The organism is Pelagibacterium halotolerans (assembly GCF_044811015.1).
GTDB classification, from domain to species: domain Bacteria; phylum Pseudomonadota; class Alphaproteobacteria; order Rhizobiales; family Devosiaceae; genus Pelagibacterium; species Pelagibacterium halotolerans_A.
The window spans coordinates 632,257-655,218 of record NZ_CP085243.1 but is presented as its reverse complement, the minus strand read 5'-3'; the positions used below and the strand labels follow the sequence as shown (position 1 = coordinate 655,218).

The following is a 22,962-nucleotide window of genomic DNA, read 5'->3' as shown; positions in this document are numbered from 1 at the left end:
GCAAAATGTGAGGAGACGGGGCCGTTGGCCCCTTGGAACCCTTTGGGAGGAAGACAATGAATCGTTATGTGCTGGCGGGTGCCGTTTCGGCAGCCGCGCTTATGGGTGCGATTGCGCCGAGCCAGGCTGCCGAGGTGGAGGTTATCCACTGGTGGACGTCCGGCGGCGAGCAGGCGGCCGTTTCCGTATTCGCGCAGGAATTCGACGCTCTGGGCGAGCATAGCTGGATCGATACTGCCATTGCCGGTGGCGATAACGCGCGTTCCGCAACGCTGCAGCGTGTCCTTGGCGGTGACGCGCCCGGTGCCGCGCAGTTCAACATTTCCCGTCAGTTCGAAGAGCTCGCCGAAGCCGGCCTGTTGCTCGACCTGACCGACCTTGCCGAGGAAGAAGGCTGGCGCGACTTCATCCGTCCCGACGCCATTCTCGACGTCTGCGAATTCGAGGGCCGTATCTATTGTGTTCCAGTCAACATTCACTCCTGGCAGTGGGCTTGGGCATCCATCCCTGCGTTCGAGGCCGCCGGTCTTGAACCCCCGACCAATATCGCCGAGTTCCGCGATCAGGTTCCGGCGCTCCTGGACGCGGACATCATCCCGTTGGCTATTGGTGGTGAAACCTGGCAACATTCCGGTGCCCTCGGCGTTGTGATGCTTTCTGTCATCGGTATTGACGGGCATTACCGGCTCTATCGCGACCGCGATGCCGAGTTTGCGCGTGGTCCCGAAGTCGCCGAAGCGCTCCAGATCTGGCGTGATATTACGGCCAATATCGATGACGGTGCGGCCAACCGTAACTGGAACGACACGACCAATCTCGTGATCCAGGACGAAGCCGCTCTGCAGATCATGGGCGACTGGGCTCGTGGCGAGTTCGCCGTGGCCGGCGAAGTTGCCGGTGAAGACTATGAATGTATCGCTGGCCCGTCCGAGGATCCATACCTCGATACTGGCGGCGACGTCTTCATCTTCCCCAAGCAGGATGACCCCGAAGTCGAAGCCGCTCAGCTCCAGATGGCGTCGATGATGGTCAACCCGCGCGTCCAGGCGCTGTTCAACAACGCCAAGGGCTCGCTGCCCGTCCGTGACGACGTCGATATGTCGCTCGCTGACTCGTGCATGCTCAAGGGCATCGAGATCCTGAAGAACCCTGATCGCGTGTTCCAAGGCACGGGTATCTTCTTTACGCAGGACGACCAAGGGCGCCTAGACGATCTTTGGGCCGAATTCTCCTTCAATCGCGACATGACGATTGAAGAGGCCCAGGAACGCTTCGCAAACATCATCGAAACCGCCGCCGAATAATTCGGTTCGGCATTCGATTAAGGTGCGGTGCGGCTCAAGCCGCACCGCACCCAGGTGTAATCGGGGCTACGGGACTCTCCCTAAGCCCACAATGCGAGAGCGAGCCATGGCCAAGCGTCGCAGATATGCCAACCCGATGGCGCTGCTCGGGCTCAGCCCGATGATTGCAACTGCCGTCGGCGTTTTTGTCATCTGTATTATCTATTCCATCGTCCTGTCCTTCACCAATTCTCGTCTGCTTCCTAGCTTCGATTTCATTGGATGGCAGCAGTATGAGCGCCTCTGGACCACCCAGCGCTGGCTGGTGTCGGTGCGCAACATCTGGCTCTTCGGCGTTCTGTCGATCGGCTTCAACATGATCTTCGGTTATCTCTTGGCCGTCTTCATGGACCAGAGGATCAAGGCCGAGGACACCTTCAGGACGATCTTTCTCTACCCCTTTGCCATGTCGCTCGTGGTGACCGGCCTCGTATGGCAGTGGATCATGGACCCCAATCTCGGGCTCCAGGCCGCGATGAACAATTTCGGCTTTGAAAACTTCCGCTTCTCGCCGCTTACCAATGAAACAACCGCAATTTACGGTGTCATCGTCGCCGGTGTCTGGAACGGCGTCGGCGTGACCATGGCGATCCTGCTCGCCGGGCTGCGCGGCGTCGACGAGGAGGTCTGGAAGGCCGCCCGCGTTGACGGCATCCCGCCGTGGAAAACCTATCTCTTCATCGTACTGCCCATGATGCGCGGCGCGTTCGTCACGGCGTTCGTCCTGCAATGCGTTGGCGTGGTGCGGGTTTTCGATCTCATCATCGCCATGACCCAGGGCGGACCGGGCATTGCAACCCAAATGCCGGCAGTCTTCGTGATCCAGCATATCACCGGCCGGTCCAATGTCGGGCTCGGCATGGCGGCAGCCGCCATGATGCTGCTGCCGATCATGATCCTGGTCGGCCTTCAGCAATTCTTCGCCTGGCGTAGCCGGCGGAAATCTGTGAGCGCTACGACCGTAGCCGAAGCGCTGCCGCAGGGTCAGGGAGTTGCCGCGAAATGACCGACACGACAGTTTCCACCACCAGCGCCGGTGCCCAGTCGCGCGTCGAGCCAATTGGCCCCAAACCCGCGCGCATCACGCTTTCGCGGATCGGCGTCTATGCGTTCCTCATCATTGCGGCGATCTACTTCTTGTTGCCGCTTTGGGTGATGATTGTCACCTCGCTCAAGACAATGCCCGAAATTCGCTTGGGCAATCTGTTCAATTGGCCGCAGGAACTCACCTTCGAGCCCTGGATCAAAGCCTGGGCGACCGCATGTACGGGCCGTGATTGCAACGGCCTGAGCCCAGGCTTCTGGAACTCGGTCAAAATCACGCTGCCGGGGGTTGCCATCTCGATCCTGATCGCGGCCATCAACGGCTATGCGCTCAGCTTCTGGAAGTTCAAGGGATCGGAAGTCTTCTTCGGCATCCTGATGTTCGGCGCCTTCGTGCCCTATCAGGTGGTGATCTATCCGCTCATCATCTTCATGCGCGAACTCGGGCTGTTTGCAACTCTGCCTGGCATCATCATCGTACACACCATCTTCGGCATGCCGATCCTGACACTCCTGTACCGCAACTTCTTCGCCTCACTCCCCGAAGAACTCTTCAAGGCCGCGCGTATCGACGGAGCAGGGTTCTGGCAGATCTTCTTCAGGATCATGGTGCCCATGGCCGTGCCCATCACCATCGTTGCGGTCATCCTGCAGACTACGGGCATATGGAACGACTTCCTGTTCGGCACAGTCTTCGCCGGACGTCCCAACATGCCTATGACCGTGCAGCTCAACAATATCGTCACGACGACCACTGGTACCCGGGAGTACAACGTCAACATGGCCGCCACCATCCTTGCGGCAGCCGTCCCTCTGGCGGTCTACTTCATCTCCGGTAAATGGTTCGTCCGCGGCATCGCCGCCGGTGCTGTGAAAGGATAAATGCAATGGAACCAAGCGTTTCGGTAAAAGACCTCTCATTGAGCTTTGGGCACGTCAATGTGCTCCAGTCGATGAATCTCGATATCGCACCGGGCGAATTTCTGGTCCTGCTCGGCCCCTCAGGCTGCGGCAAGTCCACGCTTTTGAACTGCATTGCCGGACTTCTGGATGTGACCGGCGGCCAGATCTTCATCTCCGGCAAGAACGTCACCTGGGAAGAGCCCAAGGATCGCGGCATCGGCATGGTGTTCCAGTCCTACGCGCTTTACCCGCAGATGTCGGTGCGCAAGAACCTTTCCTTCGGCCTGCAGGTTGCCGGCTTCAAGAAGGACGAAATCGAGAAGCGCGTCGCGCACGCGGCGGAAATCCTACAGATCGAACCGCTGCTCGATCGCAAGCCCGCCAACCTCTCCGGCGGTCAGCGTCAGCGCGTGGCCATCGGCCGGGCGCTGGTGCGCGATGTGGACGTGTTCCTCTTCGATGAGCCGCTCTCGAACCTCGACGCCAAGCTCCGTTCGGACTTGCGCGTCGAGATCAAGCGCCTGCATCACCGGCTCAAGAACACCATGATCTACGTGACCCACGATCAGGTCGAGGCGATGACTCTCGCCGACCGGATCGCGATCATGAAGGGTGGGGTTATCCAGCAACTCGCCGACCCACACACGATCTATAATAAACCCGTCAACCTTTTCGTGGCCGGCTTCATCGGCTCGCCTTCGATGAACTTCATCGAAGGCGAGCTGGCCGGCGGCATGATCAAGGCCGGGTCGACCGAGATCGGTATTGCGCGCTACGAGTTCGAGCCGGGCAACCAGCATGCCTCCGGTGACGTCATTCTCGGCGTCCGCCCCGAACACGTTGCGATTGGCGAAGCGGCGGTGAGCCAGCCTGTTCAATTCGAGGCGGAGGTTGAAATCATCGAACCGATGGGTTCGGACACCGTGGGGTGGACGACGCTCGCCGGCCAGACCTTCAAATTCCGCTGCGATTCCGAAGTGCCGCTCGCCGAAGGACAGAAAGTCAAACTCGGCTTCGATCCGGTACGCGCTTCGATATTCGACGCAAAAACCAGCACACGCATCTAACGGACCATACAAAATGACCGACTTTTCGTTCCAGCTCTATAGCGCGCGGAACTTCCCGCCGCTCGCCTATGTCTTCGAGCTGCTTGCGCGGCTGGGCTACAAGAGCGTGGAGGGCTTCGGCGGGCTTTACGACAAGGCCGACGAGATCAAGGACCTGCTCGCAAAGAACAATCTCACCATGCCGACGGGGCACTTCGGGCTCGATCAGCTCCAGGATAAAGCCACCGCCGTCAAAACGGCGCGCACCCTGGGTGTGGAAACCCTGTTCTGCCCGGCCATCCCACGCCCGCTCTGGGAGCAGGAGGAGGACGCCTGGAAAGCGCTCGCCGAGGAGCTTGCATCGCTCGGTGAGTTCTACAAAGCCGAAGGCTTCGGCTTTGGCTGGCACAACCACCACTTCGAGTTCTGGCCGACCGCGAGCGGCGAATTGCCGATGAATATCCTCCTCGAAGGTGCGCCGGACATCGATTGGGAAATGGACGTCGCCTGGGTCGTCCGGGGCGAAAACGATCCCAAAGCCTGGCTCGAAAAATATGGCGGCCGCATCGTCGCGGTCCACGTCAAGGACATCGCACCCGAAGGCGAGGCAAAGGACGAAGACGGCTGGGCGGATGTCGGGCAGGGCACTATGAATTGGGTGACGCTTTTGCCGCTCATCAAGGAAAAAACCAAGGCACGGCACTTCGTGATGGAGCACGACAATCCATCCGATCTCGAACGCTTTGCCTCGCGGTCGATCACCGCAGCCAAAACCTATTAGGACGGTTCATCATGGCAAAGACTTATGGCGTCGGCATTATGGGCGCCGGCAATATTTCCACGGCCTATCTTAAGCTCGCGCCGCTTTTTAAAGGCATCGAAGTCCGCGCCGTCGCCGATATCGTTCCGGCTGCCGCGAAAGCACGCGCCGAGGAGTTCGGCGTCGCCGCGCAGACGCCCGATCAATTGCTCGCCAACAGCGAACTCGACGTTATCGTCAACCTGACGATTCCCGAGGCGCATTACGGGGTGACCAAGGAGATCGTCCACGCGGGCAAGCACGCTTATTCTGAAAAGCCCTTTGTCCTGTCGGTCGATGACGGCAAGGCGCTGCGGACGCTCGCCGAGGAGAAGGGCGTTACGGTCGGTTCGGCCCCCGATACCTTCTTGGGCGGCGCCCACCAGCAGGCGCGTGCCCTGATCGACGAAGGCGCGATCGGCCGCATCGTTTCGGGGACTTGCCATGTGATGAGCTACGGCCTCGAGCACTGGCACCCCAATCCGGACTTCTTTTTCAAGCCCGGTGCCGGCCCGGTGCTCGATATCGGGCCCTATTACGTGACGAACCTCATCAACCTCGTCGGCCCGGTCAAACGCGTGACGGCGATGTCCGCGACCCCGCGCGACAAGCGCCTGATCAGCAGCGAACCGCGTAAAGGCGAGTACGTCACGGTTGAAACGCCGACGACGATCCATGCGATCCTGGAATTCGAAAACGGCGCCGTCATCACGCTGGGTGCTTCATGGGACGTCGAAGCCCATGAGCATCGCAACATGGAACTCTATGGCACCGATGCGAGCCTCTTCGTTCCTGATCCGAACTTCTTCGGCGGCGACCTCATCAAGGCGACCCGCGACGGCGGGCGCGAAACGCTAACGCCTTGGGAGCATCCGCTAGGCGTCGCCAATTGGGACCGCCCGAATGGCCCCGCCTTCGCGAACTACCGCACTGCGGGACTGGCCGACATGATGCAGGCGGTCGACCAGGGTAGGCCTGCCCGTTGCTCGCTCGATGTCGCCCTCCACGCGGTCGATGTGATGACTTCGATCCTACGTGCCGGCGAAACTGGCAATGCGGTCGATCTGACAACGACCTGCGAACGGCCGCTGGCGCTGGGCCCGAACGAAGCGAGGGCGCTTCTGGCTTAGAGCGGGATGCGAAAAAGCGGGAACCGGTTTTCGCGAAAATCCCACGGCAACAAAACCGTAGGCTGGATCGGAGCGCTTGACGAAACATTTAGCGACGCATGAGAGGATTGTGCGTCGCGATTTTATATCATTGCTATGCAAAGCATTGCGTACCGGACACGCTTGACAGAAAACAGCACGCAACTATCCTGTAAACGTTTACGGTTGATGTACGTGCATCAGGATGCATGCGAAAGCCGAACAGCATAACGCGGAGGAGCCAAATGCAGACGATCAAGGGACCGGCGATTTTTCTCGCGCAGTTCGCCGGGGACACGCCGCCATTCAATTCGCTCGACGCCATTTGCGAATGGGCTGCAGGGCTCGGTTACAAGGGCGTGCAGATTCCGAGCTGGGTTGCCGATTTCATCGATCTCGAGAAGGCCGCCAGCTCGAAGGATTATTGCGACGAGCTCAAAGGCATCGCCGGCAAGCATGGCATCACCATCACCGAACTCTCGACCCATCTGCAGGGCCAACTTGTCGCCGTTCACCCGGCTTATGACGTCGCCTTTGACGGCTTTGCGGCGCCTGAAGTCCGAGGTAACCCTAAAGCCCGTCAGGAATGGGCCGTTGGCCAGCTCATGATGGCCGCCAAGGCCTCGCAGAACCTTGGGATCACCGAGCATGCTACCTTCTCGGGTGCGCTGGCCTGGCCTTATGTCTATCCTTGGCCGCAGCGCCCGGCGGGCCTTGTCGAGGAAGCCTTCGACGAACTTGCCCGCCGCTGGACGCCCATCCTCAATGTCTTCGATGAGGCTGGAGTGGACCTATGCTATGAAATCCACCCGGGCGAAGATCTCCACGACGGCGTCAGCTACGAAATGTTCCTTGAGCGTGTAAACAACCACGCTCGCGCCAACCTGCTCTATGACCCGAGCCACTTCGTACTCCAGCAGCTCGATTACATCGATTACATCGACATCTACAAAGACCGGATCAAGATGTTCCACGTCAAGGATGCCGAGTTCAACCCGACGGGGCGTCAGGGCGTCTATGGTGGCTACCAGAGTTGGGTCGACAGGGCAGGGCGCTTCCGCTCGCTTGGCGATGGCCAGGTTGACTTCGCGGCCATCTTCTCCAAGCTGGCTGCATATGACTTCAAGGGCTGGGCCGTGCTCGAATGGGAGTGCGCGCTCAAGCACCCAGAGGATGGTGCGCGTGAGGGTGCACAATTCATCGCCGAACACATCATCCGGGTGACGGAGAAGGCTTTCGACGACTTCGCCGGTGGCGGTACGGACAAGGCAGCCAACCGCAAGATGCTGGGACTCGATTAAGGAGCGTTTTCAGAAAAAAGCATGTCCTCGGACGCGATCCGGGGATGCATGCCACTTTTTCGGTTCGATCCGAAGGGTCATGAAAGCGAATACGCGATCACATAACAATTTGAAACTTCCATTCCGATGGCATCGCGATGGAAGTTTAAGGAGAAGACGAATATGTCAGAACAAGGAGACCGCCCGATCCGCCTCGGCATGGTCGGCGGCGGCACCGGTGCCTTCATCGGCTACGTCCACCGGTTGGCTTCGCGCCTTGATGGCGACTTTCAGCTCGTTGCCGGCGCACTGTCCTCTCGCCCCGAGGTGGCCAAAGAGAGCGGGCGCAATTTCGGCCTGGCCGAGGACCGCATCTACACCGACTTCAACGAGATGGCCAAAGCCGAAGCCGCCCGCGCTGATGGCATTGAAGCTGTATCGATCGTGACGCCGAACCACATGCATTTCGCTCCGGCCAAGGCTTTCCTTGAAGCGGGTATCCACGTCATCTGTGATAAACCATTGACCGCTTCACTCGAGGACGCCTATGCGCTCGCGAAGATTCAGCCCAAAAACGGCGCGAAGTTCCTGCTTACCCACAACTACACAGGGTACCCACTAATCCGGCAGGCCCGTGAACTCGTTCAGTCAGGCGCTCTGGGCAAGCTGCGCGTCGTACAGGTCGAATATGCCCAGGACTGGCTGGCCGCCGAAGCCGATGAAGAGAACAAGCAGGCTGCCTGGCGCACCGATCCAGCCAAATCAGGCGCAGGCGGCGCTATCGGCGATATCGGCACCCACGCCTACAACCTGGCCCGTTTCGTCACCGGTTTGAAGACTGAGGCAGTGGCGGCCGACCTTACGGCCTTCGTTCCGGGCCGCAAGCTCGACGACAACGTCCACGTCATGCTGCGTTTCGAAGGCGGTGCCAAGGGCATGCTTTGGGCCAGCCAGGTTGCTATCGGTAACGAGAACGGACTCAAGCTGCGGGTCTATGGCGACAAGGGCGGCCTTGAATGGGAACAGGAGAACCCCAATGCCATGTGGTTCACCGAATTCGGCAAACCCCGCCAGCGCCTGACACGCGGCGGTGCCATTGACGGTGAACCCGCGAGTGCCATGGGCATCCGCATCCCCGGCGGCCATCCTGAAGGCTATCTCGAGGCCTTCGGTACGCTCTACAGCCAGTTCGCCGCCGTCATTCGTGGTAAGGGGCAGGCGTACGAACCGTTGCTGCCTTCGCTCGCCGACGGTGTCGAGGGGCTGGAGTTCATCATGGCCTCGGTCAAGTCCAGCCAGGACGACAGCCGCTGGACAGCTTTGGGGGCGTAAGGATTATTCGGCAACCGCAGGCTGTGCCTCGGCGCTCGCCTGCGGTTCCTGCTTTTCGGGCGTGCCCAAGCGCACATCCTTCATCATGAGTGCGCAAACCAGGCCCGCCGCAAGCATTGCCGCACCAAAATAGAAGAGTGTCCCGAATGCGCCGGAGAAGGTTTCGACAACTTCGGCGGCTGCGGCGGGAGGCAGGGTCGCGATGACATCCGGCGTCATATCCGTCATCGTTCTTTCGTTCATCGTCGTCAGCGTTTGGGGGCTCAAGACCGCCTGACCCCGCGTCAGCGCCGCTGTGAGCAATCCGCCATTTGCCGCCAGTCCGAGCGAGGCGCCGACCATCCGCGCAAGCGTCAATGCACCAGTCGCCGCGCCCACGTCACGATGCGGAGCGGCCGCTTGCACGGCTACCATAAGCGTCTGCATTTGCAGCCCGATACTGATCGAGAACAGGAACATCAGTCCGCCGATGAACCACACAGGCGTGCCCGCATGCACGGTCGCAAAGACCAACAGAACGGCAATGCCGAGCGCCATCGAGATCACCGGGTAGATCTTGTACCGCCCGCTCCGCGCCACCAGATATCCGCTGCCAATCGAAGCCACGAGCGAGCCCACGGAAGCCGGCAGGAACAGGAGCCCTGCCAAAGCCGGAGGCAACCCCGTCACTGTCTGTAAGAAAAGCGCGAAATAGTTGAGCATTCCGAGCGTCGTAACACCTGCCAAAACGGATATGATCAGCGTCAAGGAGATCGTCGAATCGGCAAATAACCGAAGCGGAATGATCGGCTCGACCGCCCGCCGCTCGACAAGCACAAAGCCTGTAGCGGATAGAACGACGAGAACCGGCAAAACATAGCCCATCGCGCCGCCATAGCCGTTGCCGACAACCTCTTCTGCCCAGAAAACCGCCAATGTCACGGCAGCGGCAAGCAGAAATCCGCCGATGTAATCGATTTTTGGGCTGCGCCCGGTCTCAAAACGCGGCATGGCGATGACGACGACCGCAATCACCGCGATGCCAATCGGCAGATTGACGAGAAAGACGAACGGCCATCCGATTGCTTGGCTGATAACTCCACCGGCAACCGGGCCTACCAAGTTTGACAGCGTAAACGCCGCAGCGGTGAACCCCTGATATTTAGCCCGCTCGCGCGGTTCGAATAGGTCTGCGATAACTGCAAAGGCCGAGGTCATGAGCCCACCGCCGCCAATGCCTTGCAGGACGCGCGCAGCGATCAGCGCCTCCATCGACCAGGCTAGCCCGCATGCGAGAGATCCAAGCACAAACAGAATGATCGCCGCCATGAAAACCGGTTTGCGGCCGAAAAGATCGCCGAGCTTGCCATAAAATGGTGTAACGGATGCGGTTGCAAGGAGATAGGCGGCGCCAACCCAGCCGAACAATTCGAGTTTGCCCAGGTCTGCGGCAATTGTCGGCAACGCAGTTGCAATGATTTGCGCATCGAGCGTGGCCATGAACAGGCCAAACAGAACGGCAAGATAGATTGTCAGCTTCCGGGTAGGGGAAAGGGAAGCGCCAACGGGCGTATCGATCATTGCAAAGGCCTCGTGCTGGTGTCTTGCCTCGCCGTGAAGGGCGGGGTGCCCAACATTCCCCCTCCGTCATCACCCGGACAAGCCGGGTGATGACGGAGGGGGAAGCAAAGACCAAACCATCAATTCCAGTAAGGCGGGACCCTAATGCCGCTTCAATGGGTCCAGGGTGCCTTGCGGTCGAATCGGAAATTGTCCGAATAGGCAACTTTCTTGATCGAAGGCTCCTGTACCGGCTGAACGACGTAAGGAATACCCTCACGCACGGCATAAGCTTCAGCTTCTTCGAGAGTTTCGAAGCGCAGCTTGATTTGCTGCTTCATGTCGCCTGACGAGGTGTACCCCATGAGCGGATCGATCGACCGTGGCTGTTCGGGCTCGAACTCCAGCACCCACTCATGCGTCCTGGCCTTGCCGGACTGCATGGCGTTACGGGCGGGGCGATAGATGCGTGCGACCATAGCGTATATTCCTGTCTGGCTCCGCACGCCCTCCTGCGAGAGGGGTGCTGCTTAATGGCTGGTCGGGGCAGCAAGATTCGAACTTGCGACCCCCGGTTCCCAAAACCGGTGCTCTACCAGGCTGAGCTATACCCCGACATGGCCATGCCGATCCGATACACATTCTTTCTTGTTCCGGCAAGTCATGATACCGGACCACCCAACGACATTTCTGAGGCGATCTGCCCGTGCTTAACGAAGACAGTTTGACAATGCGCGTCTGGCGCAATCTGCGCGCGCGCAACTCCAGGCGCCGCCTTCTGGTACTTTGGCCGATGGCCGGCCTGCTGACTCTCCTGCTCGTCGCCATCCTGTTCGACCGTGACGTCAGCCTTGCGCTTCAGAGCTGGCCTGGGTACGAGCGCGCTTTTTTCGCATTCATCACGGATTTCGGCACCTCAGGCTGGATTCTTTACCCTACGCTTTTGGGCATGCTCGTCGGACAGGGGGGGACTTATTTGCCACTGACCTATAGTTGGCGCTGGGCAGCGCGTTCACTTGCCGGCACATCGTTTTACATCTTCGCAAGCGTGGGCATTAGTGGGCTCGTTACCGTTGTATTAAAGCGTCTGATCGGTCGGGGCCGACCGCTCTATCTCGACGATTACGGCGTTCTCTACTTCGATCCATTGCAGATTCTCGACTGGCGCCTCCACAGCTTCCCGTCTGGCCATGCGACGACTGCGATGGCTTTTTCGGTCGTCCTGTTTACGATTCTCAACGGCCGGTATCGTATTGCTGTCTTCGGTACGGGGCTCGCCATCGGCCTCAGCCGCATCGTCGTTGGCGACCATTACCTTTCGGACGTTATTGGTGGCACGGTCGTCGGCACGCTGACGGCCATCGTCATCCGCGACTTCTTTGCAACGCGCAATTGGTCGATGCGGTTCAAAGACGGGCAGATTCGCTTCCGCATATACACAGGCTTTCTTCCGCTTCTGCGCAAGATACGCCGAGGTCACATCCCGGTTGCCTTGAAATAGCGCGCAAGCCCCGCCGCAAGGTCGGATTTTAGACCTTCCATATCCTCGAACCCGACATGGATTCTGAACAGGTTGCCCGCTTCGCGCCAGGGTACGGCAGTGCGGATTTTGTCCGGTTTGGCGGGTAGGATGAGGCTTTCGAAGCCACCCCACGAGTAACCCATTCCGAACAGTGTAAGATCGTCGACAAAAGCCGCGATTGCAGCACGCGGAGCAGGGGGCAGGACAAATGAGAACAAGCTGCCCGAGCCGGAAAAGTCCCTTTTAAAAAGAGCATGATCCGGATGCGAGGAGAGAGCGGGATGCAGCACCGCCAATACACCCTCTTGCGCATCAAGCCACCCGGCCAATTCCATTGCCCGATCCCGATGCTCGGCCATACGCACGGCAAGCGTCCGCATACCGCGTGTGGTGAGATAGCTATCGTCGGGTGAAGCCGTGATACCAAGGCTTCTGTGCGTTTTCTTGAGGTCGGGCAGCGCGCGTGCGTTGGCCGAAACAGTTCCCATCATTACATCCGAATGTCCGACAAACATCTTGGTGCCCGAATGAATAACGATGTCGGCGCCAAGTGCGAGCGGCCGGCAGAAAAGCGGTGTCGCCCAGCTGTTGTCGACTAATGTGACGATATCCATTCCACGTAGCGCGTTGGTGATCGCGGGAATGTCCTGGAGTTCGAAGGTCAGCGATCCAGGGCTTTCGAGAAAGACTGCCCGTGTAGTATCGCTCACGATATTGGCGATCTCCGCGCCGATGCGGGGATCGAAATATCGTGCCGAAATGCCAAGTCGCGCCAGTACGCTATCGGCCAAATCGCGGGTTGGTTGATAAACGCTGTCTGTAATGAGCACTTCGTCACCTGCCGACAGGCAGCTCAAAAGCGCGGTTGAAATCGCGGCGACGCCTGAAGGCGCAAGAACGGTCCCCTCAGCGCCTTCGAGCTCGGAGATAATGTCTTCAAGCCCGGTGGTCAGCGGCGTGCCCTGCCGGCCGTATCGGTAGCGTATCGTGTGATCCTCGAGCGCATCCAATGTCTCGAAAATAACCGTGCTGCCCCGATAGACAGGTGTGTTGACGAAGCCGGCGTGTTGCGCCGGCTTGCGGCCGGCATGAGTCAGGAGGGTTTCGATGCCGGCGGGAAAGGGCGGCTTTTCTGAAGAATTGGGCATGAGGAGCGCGAACCTGGAAGAAAATAGGTCAATATTGCTGCTGCGTAATTAGGCAGGCTTGGGGATGTGACTATTGTCGTAGCGTTTTTGCCTTGACGCCAGCGTCAAAACCGGGCTTCGATGCTGAACGACCGATGGTCCGATGGCAATAGGACTGGAGGTTATCCGCGTCAAATGCGGAAAACGGCCGGGGTAAACTGACCCGCGGCCGTATCCAATTCAAGGGTTAGGAAACAAAGGCAAACTTATGAAAAAGCAACTGTTCACTTTCGCAGTGGCAGCCGCCATGGCGACTGCGTCGTCCGTGGCTTTTGGCCAGACGCTCGATGAAGTTATGGAGCGTGGCTATCTCCAGTGCGGCGTGACCGAAGGCGTTCCGGGCTTTTCGTTCCCCGACGAAAACAACAACTGGACCGGCCTTGACGTCGACTATTGTCGTGCCATGGCTGCGGCGATCTTTGATGATCCTGATGCCGTGCGCTACACGCCTCTGACGTCGTCCTCGCGCTTCGAGAGCCTTGGCAATGGCAACATCGACGTGCTGTCGCGTACTACGACCTGGACTATGACCCGCGACACAGACCTCGGCCTCAGCTTTGCTGGCGTCATGTTCTACGACGGGCAGGGCTTCCTGATTCGTGAGGATTTGGGTGTAACGTCCGCTTTGGAGCTTTCCGGCGCCGCAGTCTGCGTTGAGTCCGGTACAACGACCGAACTCAACCTCGCCGACTACTTCGCCGCCAACGGCATGGACCTGTCCAACGCGGTCGTGTTCGTCAATCAGGACGAAGTGGTACAGGCCTTCATCGACGGCCGGTGTGATGTGTATACGACCGACAGCTCCGCGCTTGCCGCGGAACGCAGCCGGTTTGCGGATCCTAGCGCCTACGTCATTCTGCCGGAAATCATTTCGAAAGAACCGCTCGGCCCGGTCGTGCGCTCGGATGACGTCCAGTGGTTCAACATCGCCAAGTGGGTCTACTTCGCGCTTCTCAATGCTGAAGAGCTTGGCGTAACATCGGAAAATGTCGACGACATGTTGGGTTCTGAAAACCCCTCGATTCGCCGTCTGCTCGGCGTCGAGGGCGATTTCGGTACCCCGATCGGCCTGTCGCCGGATTGGGCTTACCGTATCGTCAAGCATGTCGGTAACTACGGCGAAATCTATGATCGCCACGTCGGCATGGACACGATCATTGCCATTCCCCGCGGTGTCAATAATCTTTGGACCGAGGGTGGCATCCAGTACGGCATGCCGATTCGGTAACTCCGCCTATTCGACGCTCCCGGCCGTATCGACGGCCGGGAGTTTTCGTATTTGCCTTTTGGGTAAGGGGCGCGCAGTCGACAGAGGTAGGCCGTCCTTGGCCGGGAATTCCGGACGGGACCGGGCCTTGTTCTCCTGCGGGCGCGCTCGTAGAGCGCGTTATCCGTCAACCCAAATAGGGGTAAAGGCACGACAAGGCATACGACACAATGACAGACGTCAAAGAAAGACGATCGGACGGGCCCGGCCGCAATGCAGCAGCCTCGTCACTGATCTATAATCCGACGTTCCGGGGCATCGTTTATCAGGTTCTGCTTGTCGGCGGAGTTATCTTGTTGTTCTGGTGGCTCCAGTCCAACGCCGCTTACAATCTTGCGTTGCTCAACAAAACTGTTGGCTTCGGTTTCTTGGACCAGGCCGCCGGTTTTCAGATTCAATTCTCGCTCATTCCTTACGACCGATCCTCGAGCTATGCCGAGGTCTATCTGGTCGGCATCCTCAATACGCTGTTGGTCGCTGCCGTCGGCATCGTTTTTGCAACGATCGTTGGCTTCATAATGGGCATCGCGCGGCTTTCGCCGAACTTTATCATCCGTACGCTGGCGATGCTTTATGTAGAGATCGTCCGCAACGTGCCGCTGCTTCTGCAGCTGTTGTTCTGGTATTTCCTGCTCATCAATGCACTTCCGGCGGTCAGGCAGTCCATTGCGCTGCCAGGTGACGTGTTTCTCAACCAGCGCGGTATTTTCGCACCAGCGCTCGTAACCGATTCACGATTTCTGATCGTGGTCGCAGCCGTAGCTATAGCAATCGTTGCTGCCGGTTACTGGCGCAAAAGAACGCTCAAGCGGATCGAGGAAACGGGCGAACGGCGTCCGGTCTGGATACCCGTTCTGGCGATTTTTGCCGTGATCAGTATCGGGGGCTACTTTGCTTCGGGCGCTCCGGTGCGGATCGATCCCCCGGTTCTCAGCGGGTTCAATTTTGCCGGCGGTTTTACGATCCCGCCTGAGTTGGCCGCGCTCACCTTTGGCTTGATTATCTATACGGGCGCATTCATTGCCGAGATCGTGCGTGCGGGTATCCAGTCAGTCAACTACGGGCAGGTCGAGGCCGCTTCGGCGCTTGGGCTCAAGGATGGCGACCGTATGCGGTTGGTCATCGTCCCGCAGGCGCTGCGGGTGATCATTCCGCCCCTTACCAGCCAATATCTCAACCTGACAAAAAATTCCTCCCTCGGGGCGGCCATCGGCTTTCCCGAACTGGTCAATGTGTTCATGGGTACGGCGCTCAATCAGAGCGGGCGTGCCATCGAAATCGTCGCACTGACCATGGCGGTCTACCTGACGTTCTCGCTGGCCACTTCATTGTTTATGAACTGGTACAACGCGCGCGTCCGGTTGGTGGAACGGTGAGGAGGGGACGATGACACATTCCGTTTTCGTACGTAGCGAAATGCAGGACGCTTTGCCGCCTCCACGCCGGACAACCGGGATAGGCGCCTGGGTGCGGGCCAACCTGTTTTCTTCACCCGGCAACACGGCCATGACCCTGTTGGGGTTTGCCTTCATCGCCTGGATCGTCCCGCCTCTTTATGATTTCTTTGTAGCCCGTGCCGTCTTTACGGACCCTGAACAGCTACGCGGCGCGGCGTGCCGAGTTGAAGATGTCGGTGCATGTTGGATATTCGTGAAGGCCCGTTTTCAGTTCTTCATATACGGCTTTTATCCTGACGATCAGATTTGGCGGGTTAACACGATGTTCCTGTTGGGCATCGTCCTTCTGATCCCGCTTCTGCTTCCCAGAGCGCCGTTTACGCGAACCGCGGCATTTCTGTTCTTCCTGGTCTATCCGGTCGTAAGTTTTATTCTGATGACCGGCGGCATTCTTGGCCTGAGATATGTCCCATCCGCGGAATGGGGCGGGCTGACACTGACGTTGATCATCGCATTTGTCGGCATCATCGCATCTCTGCCCATCGGCATTCTTCTTGCCCTCGGGCGGCAGTCGAAACTGCCGGCGGTCAAGCTCTTTAGCGTGGCGTTTATTGAGCTGTGGCGCGCGGTTCCGTTGATCACGGTCCTGTTCATGGCTTCGGTGATGTTTCCGCTGTTCATGCCGCGCGGGGTAAACCCCGACACGCTATTGCGGGCCATCATCGGCATCATCTTCTTTGAATCCGCCTATATGGCCGAAGTCGTCCGCGGCGGTCTGCAGGCAATACCGCGTGGACAGTACGAAGCGGCCAACGCCCTGGGACTGAGCAAGGTGAAAACCATGGTTTTCATCATTTTGCCGCAGGCGCTCAAGCACGTCATTCCAGGGATCGTGAACACCTTCATCGCGCTATTCAAGGATACTTCGCTCGTCTCGATCATCGGTATTTTCGAGTTGCTGCGCGCTGTCCGTTCGGCGGGTGCAGATCCGAACTGGATTTCGCCAACCATGGCGGTGACCGGCTACATCTTCGCCGGCTTCATCTTCTGGGTGTTCTGCTTCAGTATGTCCCGTTATTCAATCTACATGGAAAACCGGCTGCACACCGGACATAAGAGGTAATTGATCATGTCAACCGATATGGAAACGGTCCCGCACGCCGATCGCTCCAGGATGACCGTGTCGGACACGGATGTCGCCGTCGAAATCAACCACATGAACAAGTGGTATGGTGATTTCCACGTTCTGCGCGACATCAATCTCAAGGTGATGGGTGGGGAGCGGATCGTCATTGCCGGCCCCTCCGGGTCGGGCAAATCCACGCTGATCCGGTGTATCAACCGGCTCGAAGAGCACCAGGACGGCGATATCATCGTGGATGGCATCGAGCTGACGAACGACCTCAAGCGCATTGACGAAGTCCGGCGCGAAGTGGGTATGGTGTTCCAGCACTTCAATCTGTTCCCGCACCTCACGATCCTGCAGAACCTGACGCTCGCGCCCATTTGGGTTCGCGGTATTCCCAAGGCCGAAGCCGAGGAAACCGCGATGAAATATCTTGAGCGGGTCAAGATTCCCGAACAAGCCAACAAGTTCCCTGGCCAGCTTTCGGGCGGACAGCAGCAACGCGTTGCGATCGCGCGATCGCTGTGCATGAACCCGAAGATCATGCTCTTCGATGAACCAACCTCCGCGCTCGATCCCGAGATGATCAAGGAAGTTCTCGATGTCATGGTGCAACTCGCCGAGGACGGGATGACCATGCTGTGCGTGACCCACGAAATGGGGTTCGCGCGTCAGGTGGCCAATCGCGTGATCTTCATGGATCAGGGACAAATCATTGAAGAGAATGAACCCGAAGCGTTCTTCTCGAATCCGCAGCATGAGCGTACGAAGTTGTTCCTGAGCCAGATTCTGCACTAGGGGCACGGGCCATAATGGTGTTGAGGCGGCGGCGTATGACCACGTGCGCCGCCTCTCTTTTGTTGGAAAGAGGTTGCTCGCCTTGACCCGAGTCCGGGGCGTGCGAATATGGCATCGAACGAGGGAGGGGAGCACCGACCCCGCATCCGGCTCGCCGAAATCCGACGCAGGGCGCAGGGAGTGTTAGAAATGCGGGCCAAGGGCTGGAATATATTGAAAGTGCTGTCGTTGAGTACGCGCCGTTTTATTCGGGCGGGAAACCTTGCGGCGCTGTACGCAGTTGTGGCGATCGCGCTGCCGGCCGCGGCGCAAGAGGCGAGCGTGGGTGGCGAAACGGAAGCCGCAGCCACGCCGTTTACCATATCGACGCTCGAAACTGTCCGCACGCGCGGTTATCTGATTTGCGCGACCTCGCAACCCATGGCCGGTTTCGCACAGGTGAGCTCGGAGGGACTCTGGTCGGGTTTCGACGTCGATATCTGCCGGGGCGTTGCTGCCGCCGTCTTCGGAGATCCCTCGCGCGTCGAGTTTCGCCCCCTTTCGGGAACGAGCCGTTTTGCCCACCTCGCTCTTGGGGAAGTGGACCTGCTTGCGCGCAACGCGCCTTGGACAATGATGCGGGATACGGCGTACGGTGCGAGTTATGTCGCAACATCCTTTTATGACGGCCAGGCATTTATGGTCCCCGATAGCCTCGGCGTCGTTTCGGCCTATGAACTGGATGACGTTACAGTTTGTGTCGCGTCGGGCGGCGAAGCCCTCGCGCGGGTCAATGAATTCTTCTTCGATATTCAGGGCAGTTTTGACGAAATCCTCTATGAGGATCGCGAAGACCTTGCCGTCGCATATCGGTCGGGGCAGTGCGACGCCATCTCCGCTTCGGCGAGCTGGCTCCACGGCATAAGGCGTACGCTTCCCGAACCGGGTACCCACCGGATTTTACCCGAGCGTCTGAGCAAGGAACCGTATGGCCCAGTCGTGCGCTCCAATGACAAGCAATGGCTCGCCATCGTGCGTTGGGCGCTCTTTGCGACGATCAACGCCGAAGAGCTCGGGGTCACATCGGTCAATATCGAATCCATGCTTTCGGCACGCTCTCCGGCTGTCCGCTCCTTACTCGGCCTTGAGGGCGATCTGGGAACGCCGCTAGGGTTATCGCAAACCTGGATGCGGGATGTGATCCGTGCCGTTGGCAATTACGGCGAGATCTATGCGCGTCATTTCGGTCCCGACACAGGTACGCCGTTGCTCAGAGGGCAGAACGCGCTCTGGACAAATGGCGGGTTGATGTTCGCTCCGCCGTTTAATTGAACGGTTGCTACATCGCTTCTGCCGGGCGGAATCTATGATTTTCGTATTTGCGGGACGCGCGAATACATTTAACCTGCATTTCTCAAACTCCTGGTAACCTGCGCCGGATTTTGGTGGCCGCCTCCGGGCACGGCGCGAGAAAGCGTATGTTGAATACGCTTTTTCGCTCCGCACCCTTATGCGACTCCCCAAAATCCGACGCAGGGCGCAAGGAGTTTGAGAAATGCAGGTTAGCCCAACAGCAAACTGACCCGCCTGTTCTGCCGGCCCTTCTTCTCGACCTTGCCAATCTTGAGCGGGCCAATCTCGCCGGTGGATGCCACATGCGTCCCGCCGCAGGGTTGGAGGTCAATCGTTGCCCCGGGCGTACCAATCCGGATCAGCCGCACGCGGCCCTGGCCCATGGGGGGCTTTACCTTCATGGTCTTCACCATTCCGGGATTGGCGGCGAGCGCGTCGTCGGTGATCCACTCGGCCGCAATCGGGTGATCTTCCTCGACCCATGCATTGAGTTGGCTTTCGATTGCAGAAAGATTCTCCGGCACGTCGTGCATGTCGAAATCCAGTCGCCCTTTGTCAGTCCCCACCGACCCTCCTGTCACAGGAAATGGCAATGCCACCGACAAAAGATGCAGAGCCGAGTGCATCCGCATCAGCCTGTGCCGTCGCTCCCAATCGAGCGCCAGCAAGACTGTATCTCCAGGCTTAGGCAGGACGCCGTCCGTCAGATGCGCGATTTGCGTTTTGTCTCCATTCGGATGAGCTGCGCCCGAAATTGTGAGACTCGAGCCGTCGGGCAAGGTCATCGTTCCAGTATCTCCCGGCTGCCCGCCGGAGGTCGCATAAAAGATCGTCCGGTCGAGAACAATGCCGGTTTCAAGAGTCGCCGAAACGACGACCGCCGATGCTTTCCGGGCATAAGGGTCGTTTCGAAAAAGGAACTCTGTCATCGTGAAGCTCGCTTACAGGATAGGGGACAACAGTCGCGCACCCTGACACGCCAAGCGGAAGAAGAAATTGCGCTGGCGGAGATTCTGCTCCGTGGTCAGAAGCGACTCCTCAAAGTCTGTCTCAAGCATAGCGGCGATGTTTCGGATCATATCCGGGCCGGTGAACCAAAGTGTGACTTCGAAATTGATGTTGAATGAGCGATAGTCGAAATTAACGGTTCCCACGCCAGCGATTTCGTCATCGCACAGAATGACCTTCTGGTGAAGGAAGCCGCCCCCGTAGCGATAGACCTTGATCCCGTGCGCGCCCATCTGGTCGGCGTGCGAATAGCTTGCCAGCCATACGAGCATATGGTCTGCCTTTTCAGGTAGCAGGATACGGACCTCCACCCCCCGCATCGCCGCGGCGAAAAGCGCGGTCTGGATCTCGATCCCCGGAACGAAATAGGGGCTCACGATCCAAAGCCGCTTGCGCGCCCGCGATATCACCTCTGAAAACGCAATCGAGCAGTCTTCGAGCGTGTCGGCCGGGCCGGTGGGCATTACGAGGATCGGCTCGTTCCCGGGCGTTGGGATGTCCCTGGGGAAGTGTAACGGCAATTCCGCTCCTGTGGCCCAGTGCCAATCCTCCATGAACACCAGGGCACACGCGAGCGCGGCCGGTCCGCGGACATGAACATGCGTGTCGCGCCAGCGACCAAATTTCGGATCGAGGCCCAGATATTCGTTGCCCACATTGTGCCCGCCGATCCAGGCTTCCTTGCCGTCGACGACCACGACCTTGCGATGATTTCGGTAATTGATCCGTGCGGGTCCATAAAATCGCAAAAATGGATGCCGGTGATTAAAGGAAAAGATGTCGATACCGGCGGCACGCAGCCTCTGCTTGTACCGCTCGGGGAGCCGATAGCTGCCAGCATCGTCGTAAAGTACATATACCTTGACGCCAGCCTGCGCGCGCGCCACCAGCGCATCCGCAAATCGCTGCCCCAGACTGTCGTCGCGAATGATGTAGAACTGGACGAGAATGTAGTCCTTGGCGCGAGCAATACCGTCGAAAATCGAAGCGAATGTTTCCTCACCGTCGATCAGAAGGTTCGCGGCATTGCCGAAGAGGAAGGGTAACTCGGCAACATTGGTCAAAGTTGGCCAGTCGCTTCCGGTGCCCTGGTCAACGATCCGCAACTCCTGCGAACGCGCCGGCCGCCAGCCACGGCCGGAATGCGTCTGGGTTTCGGCATAGTCATCAAAGAGCTTCCAGCCGAAAATCAGGTAGATAAAGGTCGTGGGGAAAGGCAGCAACGCCAGCGACAGGAGCCATGCGATCGTACCTTGAGAGGTGCGCGAATTCATAATCTCGCGCACCGCACAAATCAGCGCGAGGCCGTAATTGGCAATATACAGCGTCGCGATGAAGCTGAAATTATCAAGAAACGCGCGCCCGAGATCCACGACTACCCGATCTTATTCCGCTGGCTCCATGACTGCGCCGACGTCGACGCTCGGAGCCGTTTCGAGCCATTCGGGCACCGGTAGGTTCTTGCCGCGCAGGAAACTGGGATTGAAAAGCTTCGACTGGTAGCGATTACCATAGTCGCACAGCATCGTGACGATCGTCTTGCCTGGTCCCATCTCCCGCGCCATCTGAACGGCGCCCGCGATATTGATGGCCGATGAACCGCCGAGGCACAACCCTTCTTCCTCAATAAGATCGAAGATATAGGGCAAGGCGTCCCTGTCCGAAATCTGATACGCTTGGTCCACCTTGAGGTCTGCAAGATTGGCCGTAATCCGGCCTTGTCCGATACCTTCGGTGATGGACGTTCCCGAGGATTTCAACTCGCCTGTCGTATAGTAGCTATAAAGCGCCGCCCCCTCGGGATCGGCTATACCGATCTCTACGTCCTTATTGCACTCTTTGAGCGCGATCGCGACACCGCCCAGGGTGCCGCCCGAACCTACCGCGCAGATGAAGCCATCGATATTGCCCTCGGTCTGTTCGAAAATCTCCGGTCCGGTCGTTTCCACATGCGCCTGCCGGTTCGCGACGTTATCGAACTGGTTGGCCCAAACCGCGCCGCCAGGGAGTTCGGACGCCAACTTCTCCGCCAGTCTGCCTGAGACCTTCACGTAGTTGTTGGGATTCCGGTAGGGCTTTGCCGGCACTTCAATCAGTTCCGCACCCGCGAGCCGGATCGCATCCTTTTTCTCCTGGCTCTGCGTTTCGGGGATAACGATGACGGTCTTGAAACCCATCGCATTGCCCACGAGCGCGAGCCCGATCCCGGTATTGCCCGCCGTGCCTTCGACGATTGTACCGCCCGGCCCGAGTGCACCGCGCTTAATCGCATCGCGAATGATATAGAGCGCCGCACGGTCCTTGACCGATTGTCCGGGGTTGAGGAACTCGGCTTTACCCCAGATTTCGCATCCCGTTGCCTCTGAAACCTTGTTGAGACGGATCAGCGGCGTATTGCCGATGGCAGCGGTGATGTCGGAATATCGGTTCATGGCGTGACTGTGTTGTTGTTGGTGGTGGGTTGCCAGAGAGTAGTGTCGGCCAGTCGGGGCGGCAAGCCATAACCGGTTCATACGCCAAGGCATTTCCTGACCACGGTAAATGGCGCAACGCAATGCCGCTTTCTCGAAAAAGCGCAGAAGTCCATGCTCAAGATTGAAGTAAGGGCACGATCAAGAATAGCTGCGTCGGATCGCGCCGCCGCCAGGGACGAAAAGACCAAGCGAGGCGATGCGGCTATTCTTGATCGTATCCTAAGGCGCATGTTTCTGCACCATTTCCCCACCGGATGCGGAACCGTCTCCTGCGAAATGCGTTCGATGCGGGATAAGCGCCGCGCCGGACTTGAAAAACTTTTCTCTCCAAATGCAGGCGCGCCGCACCGCTTGGCGTGGAAATTCGCTAGCGCGGAATAGGTTGACCGCCCTTTTCCGCCTGACGAAATCGCGCCG

The 22,962-nt window shown here is 58.7% G+C and carries 21 protein-coding genes and 1 tRNA gene; 15 read left to right on the top strand and 7 right to left on the bottom strand.

Annotation, left to right across the window (positions count from 1 at the left end):
- The first annotated feature begins 56 nt into the window (after nucleotides 1–56).
- The 8 genes from LG281_RS03190 (at nucleotide 57) to LG281_RS03155 (ending at nucleotide 8,895) form a co-directional block, all read left to right on the top strand.
- Complete coding sequence (locus tag LG281_RS03190; protein ID WP_404404294.1) at nucleotides 57–1,304, top strand: ABC transporter substrate-binding protein; 1,248 nt, start codon at nucleotides 57–59, stop codon at nucleotides 1,302–1,304.
- A gap of 106 nt (nucleotides 1,305–1,410) precedes the next feature.
- Nucleotides 1,411–2,349 carry a carbohydrate ABC transporter permease gene (locus LG281_RS03185; RefSeq protein WP_404404292.1) on the top strand — a complete coding sequence of 313 codons (939 nt, stop codon included), beginning with the start codon at nucleotides 1,411–1,413 and terminating at the stop codon, nucleotides 2,347–2,349.
- The gene (locus LG281_RS03180; RefSeq protein ID WP_404404290.1) at nucleotides 2,346–3,269 is read left to right on the top strand and encodes a carbohydrate ABC transporter permease; all 924 of its coding nucleotides are present in this window, start codon (nucleotides 2,346–2,348) and stop codon (nucleotides 3,267–3,269) included. The genes LG281_RS03185 and LG281_RS03180 overlap by 4 nt, the downstream gene beginning before the upstream one ends.
- Nucleotides 3,270–3,274: 5 nt before the next feature.
- On the top strand, nucleotides 3,275–4,357 hold the full coding sequence (locus tag LG281_RS03175) for an ABC transporter ATP-binding protein (RefSeq protein ID WP_404404288.1): 1,083 nt from the start codon (nucleotides 3,275–3,277) through the stop codon (nucleotides 4,355–4,357).
- Nucleotides 4,358–4,370: 13 nt separating this feature from the next.
- Nucleotides 4,371–5,117: a sugar phosphate isomerase/epimerase family protein gene (locus LG281_RS03170; RefSeq protein WP_404404286.1), complete on the top strand. Its 747-nt coding sequence runs from the start codon at nucleotides 4,371–4,373 to the stop codon at nucleotides 5,115–5,117.
- 11 nt (nucleotides 5,118–5,128) lie between these two features.
- Nucleotides 5,129–6,265, top strand: coding sequence for a Gfo/Idh/MocA family protein (locus LG281_RS03165; RefSeq protein ID WP_404404284.1), 1,137 nt, complete (start codon nucleotides 5,129–5,131; stop codon nucleotides 6,263–6,265).
- Nucleotides 6,266–6,528: 263 nt separating this feature from the next.
- Complete coding sequence (locus LG281_RS03160) at nucleotides 6,529–7,584, top strand: sugar phosphate isomerase/epimerase family protein (RefSeq protein WP_404404282.1); 1,056 nt, start codon at nucleotides 6,529–6,531, stop codon at nucleotides 7,582–7,584.
- 162 nt (nucleotides 7,585–7,746) lie between these two features.
- Entirely contained in the window at nucleotides 7,747–8,895 is a 1,149-nt protein-coding gene (locus LG281_RS03155) for a Gfo/Idh/MocA family protein (RefSeq protein ID WP_404404280.1), read from the top strand.
- Nucleotides 8,896–8,898: 3 nt separating this feature from the next.
- On the opposite strand, the gene LG281_RS03150 is transcribed toward LG281_RS03155, so the two are convergent.
- From LG281_RS03150 to LG281_RS03140, 3 genes are all read right to left on the bottom strand, one after another.
- On the bottom strand, nucleotides 8,899–10,455 hold the full coding sequence (locus LG281_RS03150) for an MDR family MFS transporter (protein WP_404404278.1): 1,557 nt from the start codon (nucleotides 10,453–10,455) through the stop codon (nucleotides 8,899–8,901).
- A 152-nt stretch (nucleotides 10,456–10,607) separates the two neighbouring features.
- Nucleotides 10,608–10,913, bottom strand: coding sequence for an ETC complex I subunit (locus tag LG281_RS03145; RefSeq protein WP_404404276.1), 306 nt, complete (start codon nucleotides 10,911–10,913; stop codon nucleotides 10,608–10,610).
- A gap of 59 nt (nucleotides 10,914–10,972) precedes the next feature.
- A tRNA-Pro gene (locus tag LG281_RS03140) sits at nucleotides 10,973–11,049 on the bottom strand.
- A 115-nt stretch (nucleotides 11,050–11,164) separates the two neighbouring features.
- On the opposite strand from LG281_RS03140, the gene LG281_RS03135 reads away from it, so the two are divergent.
- Nucleotides 11,165–11,935 (top strand): phosphatase PAP2 family protein, encoded by a 771-nt coding sequence (locus tag LG281_RS03135; protein WP_404404274.1) that lies wholly within the window; start codon nucleotides 11,165–11,167, stop codon nucleotides 11,933–11,935.
- On the opposite strand, the gene metC is transcribed toward LG281_RS03135, so the two are convergent.
- Complete coding sequence (metC, locus tag LG281_RS03130) at nucleotides 11,911–13,104, bottom strand: cystathionine beta-lyase (protein WP_404404272.1); 1,194 nt, start codon at nucleotides 13,102–13,104, stop codon at nucleotides 11,911–11,913. The genes LG281_RS03135 and metC overlap by 25 nt on opposite strands.
- Before the next feature lie 247 nt (nucleotides 13,105–13,351).
- Here metC and LG281_RS03125 point away from each other — a divergent pair, with 247 nt between their 5' ends.
- The 5 genes from LG281_RS03125 (at nucleotide 13,352) to LG281_RS03105 (ending at nucleotide 19,042) form a co-directional block, all read left to right on the top strand.
- Nucleotides 13,352–14,371, top strand: coding sequence for an amino acid ABC transporter substrate-binding protein (locus tag LG281_RS03125; RefSeq protein ID WP_404404270.1), 1,020 nt, complete (start codon nucleotides 13,352–13,354; stop codon nucleotides 14,369–14,371).
- A gap of 209 nt (nucleotides 14,372–14,580) precedes the next feature.
- Complete coding sequence (locus LG281_RS03120) at nucleotides 14,581–15,786, top strand: amino acid ABC transporter permease (protein WP_404404268.1); 1,206 nt, start codon at nucleotides 14,581–14,583, stop codon at nucleotides 15,784–15,786.
- A gap of 10 nt (nucleotides 15,787–15,796) precedes the next feature.
- Nucleotides 15,797–16,930 carry an amino acid ABC transporter permease gene (locus LG281_RS03115; RefSeq protein WP_404404266.1) on the top strand — a complete coding sequence of 378 codons (1,134 nt, stop codon included), beginning with the start codon at nucleotides 15,797–15,799 and terminating at the stop codon, nucleotides 16,928–16,930.
- A 6-nt stretch (nucleotides 16,931–16,936) separates the two neighbouring features.
- Entirely contained in the window at nucleotides 16,937–17,731 is a 795-nt protein-coding gene (locus LG281_RS03110; protein WP_404404264.1) for an amino acid ABC transporter ATP-binding protein, read from the top strand.
- Nucleotides 17,732–17,920: 189 nt separating this feature from the next.
- The gene (locus LG281_RS03105; protein ID WP_404404262.1) at nucleotides 17,921–19,042 is read left to right on the top strand and encodes an amino acid ABC transporter substrate-binding protein; all 1,122 of its coding nucleotides are present in this window, start codon (nucleotides 17,921–17,923) and stop codon (nucleotides 19,040–19,042) included.
- A 230-nt stretch (nucleotides 19,043–19,272) separates the two neighbouring features.
- On the opposite strand, the gene LG281_RS03100 is transcribed toward LG281_RS03105, so the two are convergent.
- The 3 genes from LG281_RS03100 to LG281_RS03090 are packed head-to-tail and all read right to left on the bottom strand — an operon-like array spanning nucleotide 19,273 to nucleotide 22,503.
- On the bottom strand, nucleotides 19,273–19,992 hold the full coding sequence (locus tag LG281_RS03100; protein ID WP_404404260.1) for an alanyl-tRNA editing protein: 720 nt from the start codon (nucleotides 19,990–19,992) through the stop codon (nucleotides 19,273–19,275).
- Between the two features lie 12 nt (nucleotides 19,993–20,004).
- Nucleotides 20,005–21,444 (bottom strand): cardiolipin synthase, encoded by a 1,440-nt coding sequence (cls, locus tag LG281_RS03095; protein ID WP_404404258.1) that lies wholly within the window; start codon nucleotides 21,442–21,444, stop codon nucleotides 20,005–20,007.
- A 12-nt stretch (nucleotides 21,445–21,456) separates the two neighbouring features.
- Nucleotides 21,457–22,503: a cysteine synthase A gene (locus LG281_RS03090; protein ID WP_404404256.1), complete on the bottom strand. Its 1,047-nt coding sequence runs from the start codon at nucleotides 22,501–22,503 to the stop codon at nucleotides 21,457–21,459.
- A gap of 153 nt (nucleotides 22,504–22,656) precedes the next feature.
- On the opposite strand from LG281_RS03090, the gene LG281_RS03085 reads away from it, so the two are divergent.
- The gene (locus tag LG281_RS03085) at nucleotides 22,657–22,926 is read left to right on the top strand and encodes a hypothetical protein (protein WP_404404254.1); all 270 of its coding nucleotides are present in this window, start codon (nucleotides 22,657–22,659) and stop codon (nucleotides 22,924–22,926) included.
- The last annotated feature ends 36 nt before the right edge of the window (nucleotides 22,927–22,962 follow it).

Bases quoted from the DNA above. Each gene is read 5' to 3' on its own strand.
- LG281_RS03105 (WP_404404262.1), top strand. From the start codon at position 17,921: ATGCGGGCCAAGGGCTGGAATATATTGAAAGTGCTGTCGTTGAGTACG.
- LG281_RS03110 (WP_404404264.1), top strand. From the start codon at position 16,937: ATGTCAACCGATATGGAAACGGTCCCGCACGCCGATCGCTCCAGGATG.
- LG281_RS03150 (WP_404404278.1), bottom strand. From the start codon at position 10,455: ATGATCGATACGCCCGTTGGCGCTTCCCTTTCCCCTACCCGGAAGCTG.
- LG281_RS03170 (WP_404404286.1), top strand. From the start codon at position 4,371: ATGACCGACTTTTCGTTCCAGCTCTATAGCGCGCGGAACTTCCCGCCG.
- LG281_RS03175 (WP_404404288.1), top strand. From the start codon at position 3,275: ATGGAACCAAGCGTTTCGGTAAAAGACCTCTCATTGAGCTTTGGGCAC.
- LG281_RS03145 (WP_404404276.1), bottom strand. From the start codon at position 10,913: ATGGTCGCACGCATCTATCGCCCCGCCCGTAACGCCATGCAGTCCGGC.
- LG281_RS03165 (WP_404404284.1), top strand. From the start codon at position 5,129: ATGGCAAAGACTTATGGCGTCGGCATTATGGGCGCCGGCAATATTTCC.
- LG281_RS03180 (WP_404404290.1), top strand. From the start codon at position 2,346: ATGACCGACACGACAGTTTCCACCACCAGCGCCGGTGCCCAGTCGCGC.
- LG281_RS03155 (WP_404404280.1), top strand. From the start codon at position 7,747: ATGTCAGAACAAGGAGACCGCCCGATCCGCCTCGGCATGGTCGGCGGC.
- LG281_RS03125 (WP_404404270.1), top strand. From the start codon at position 13,352: ATGAAAAAGCAACTGTTCACTTTCGCAGTGGCAGCCGCCATGGCGACT.
- LG281_RS03185 (WP_404404292.1), top strand. From the start codon at position 1,411: ATGGCCAAGCGTCGCAGATATGCCAACCCGATGGCGCTGCTCGGGCTC.
- LG281_RS03085 (WP_404404254.1), top strand. From the start codon at position 22,657: ATGCTCAAGATTGAAGTAAGGGCACGATCAAGAATAGCTGCGTCGGAT.
- LG281_RS03120 (WP_404404268.1), top strand. From the start codon at position 14,581: ATGACAGACGTCAAAGAAAGACGATCGGACGGGCCCGGCCGCAATGCA.
- metC (WP_404404272.1), bottom strand. From the start codon at position 13,104: ATGCCCAATTCTTCAGAAAAGCCGCCCTTTCCCGCCGGCATCGAAACC.
- LG281_RS03100 (WP_404404260.1), bottom strand. From the start codon at position 19,992: ATGACAGAGTTCCTTTTTCGAAACGACCCTTATGCCCGGAAAGCATCG.
- LG281_RS03135 (WP_404404274.1), top strand. From the start codon at position 11,165: ATGCGCGTCTGGCGCAATCTGCGCGCGCGCAACTCCAGGCGCCGCCTT.
- LG281_RS03115 (WP_404404266.1), top strand. From the start codon at position 15,797: ATGACACATTCCGTTTTCGTACGTAGCGAAATGCAGGACGCTTTGCCG.
- LG281_RS03160 (WP_404404282.1), top strand. From the start codon at position 6,529: ATGCAGACGATCAAGGGACCGGCGATTTTTCTCGCGCAGTTCGCCGGG.
- LG281_RS03090 (WP_404404256.1), bottom strand. From the start codon at position 22,503: ATGAACCGATATTCCGACATCACCGCTGCCATCGGCAATACGCCGCTG.
- LG281_RS03190 (WP_404404294.1), top strand. From the start codon at position 57: ATGAATCGTTATGTGCTGGCGGGTGCCGTTTCGGCAGCCGCGCTTATG.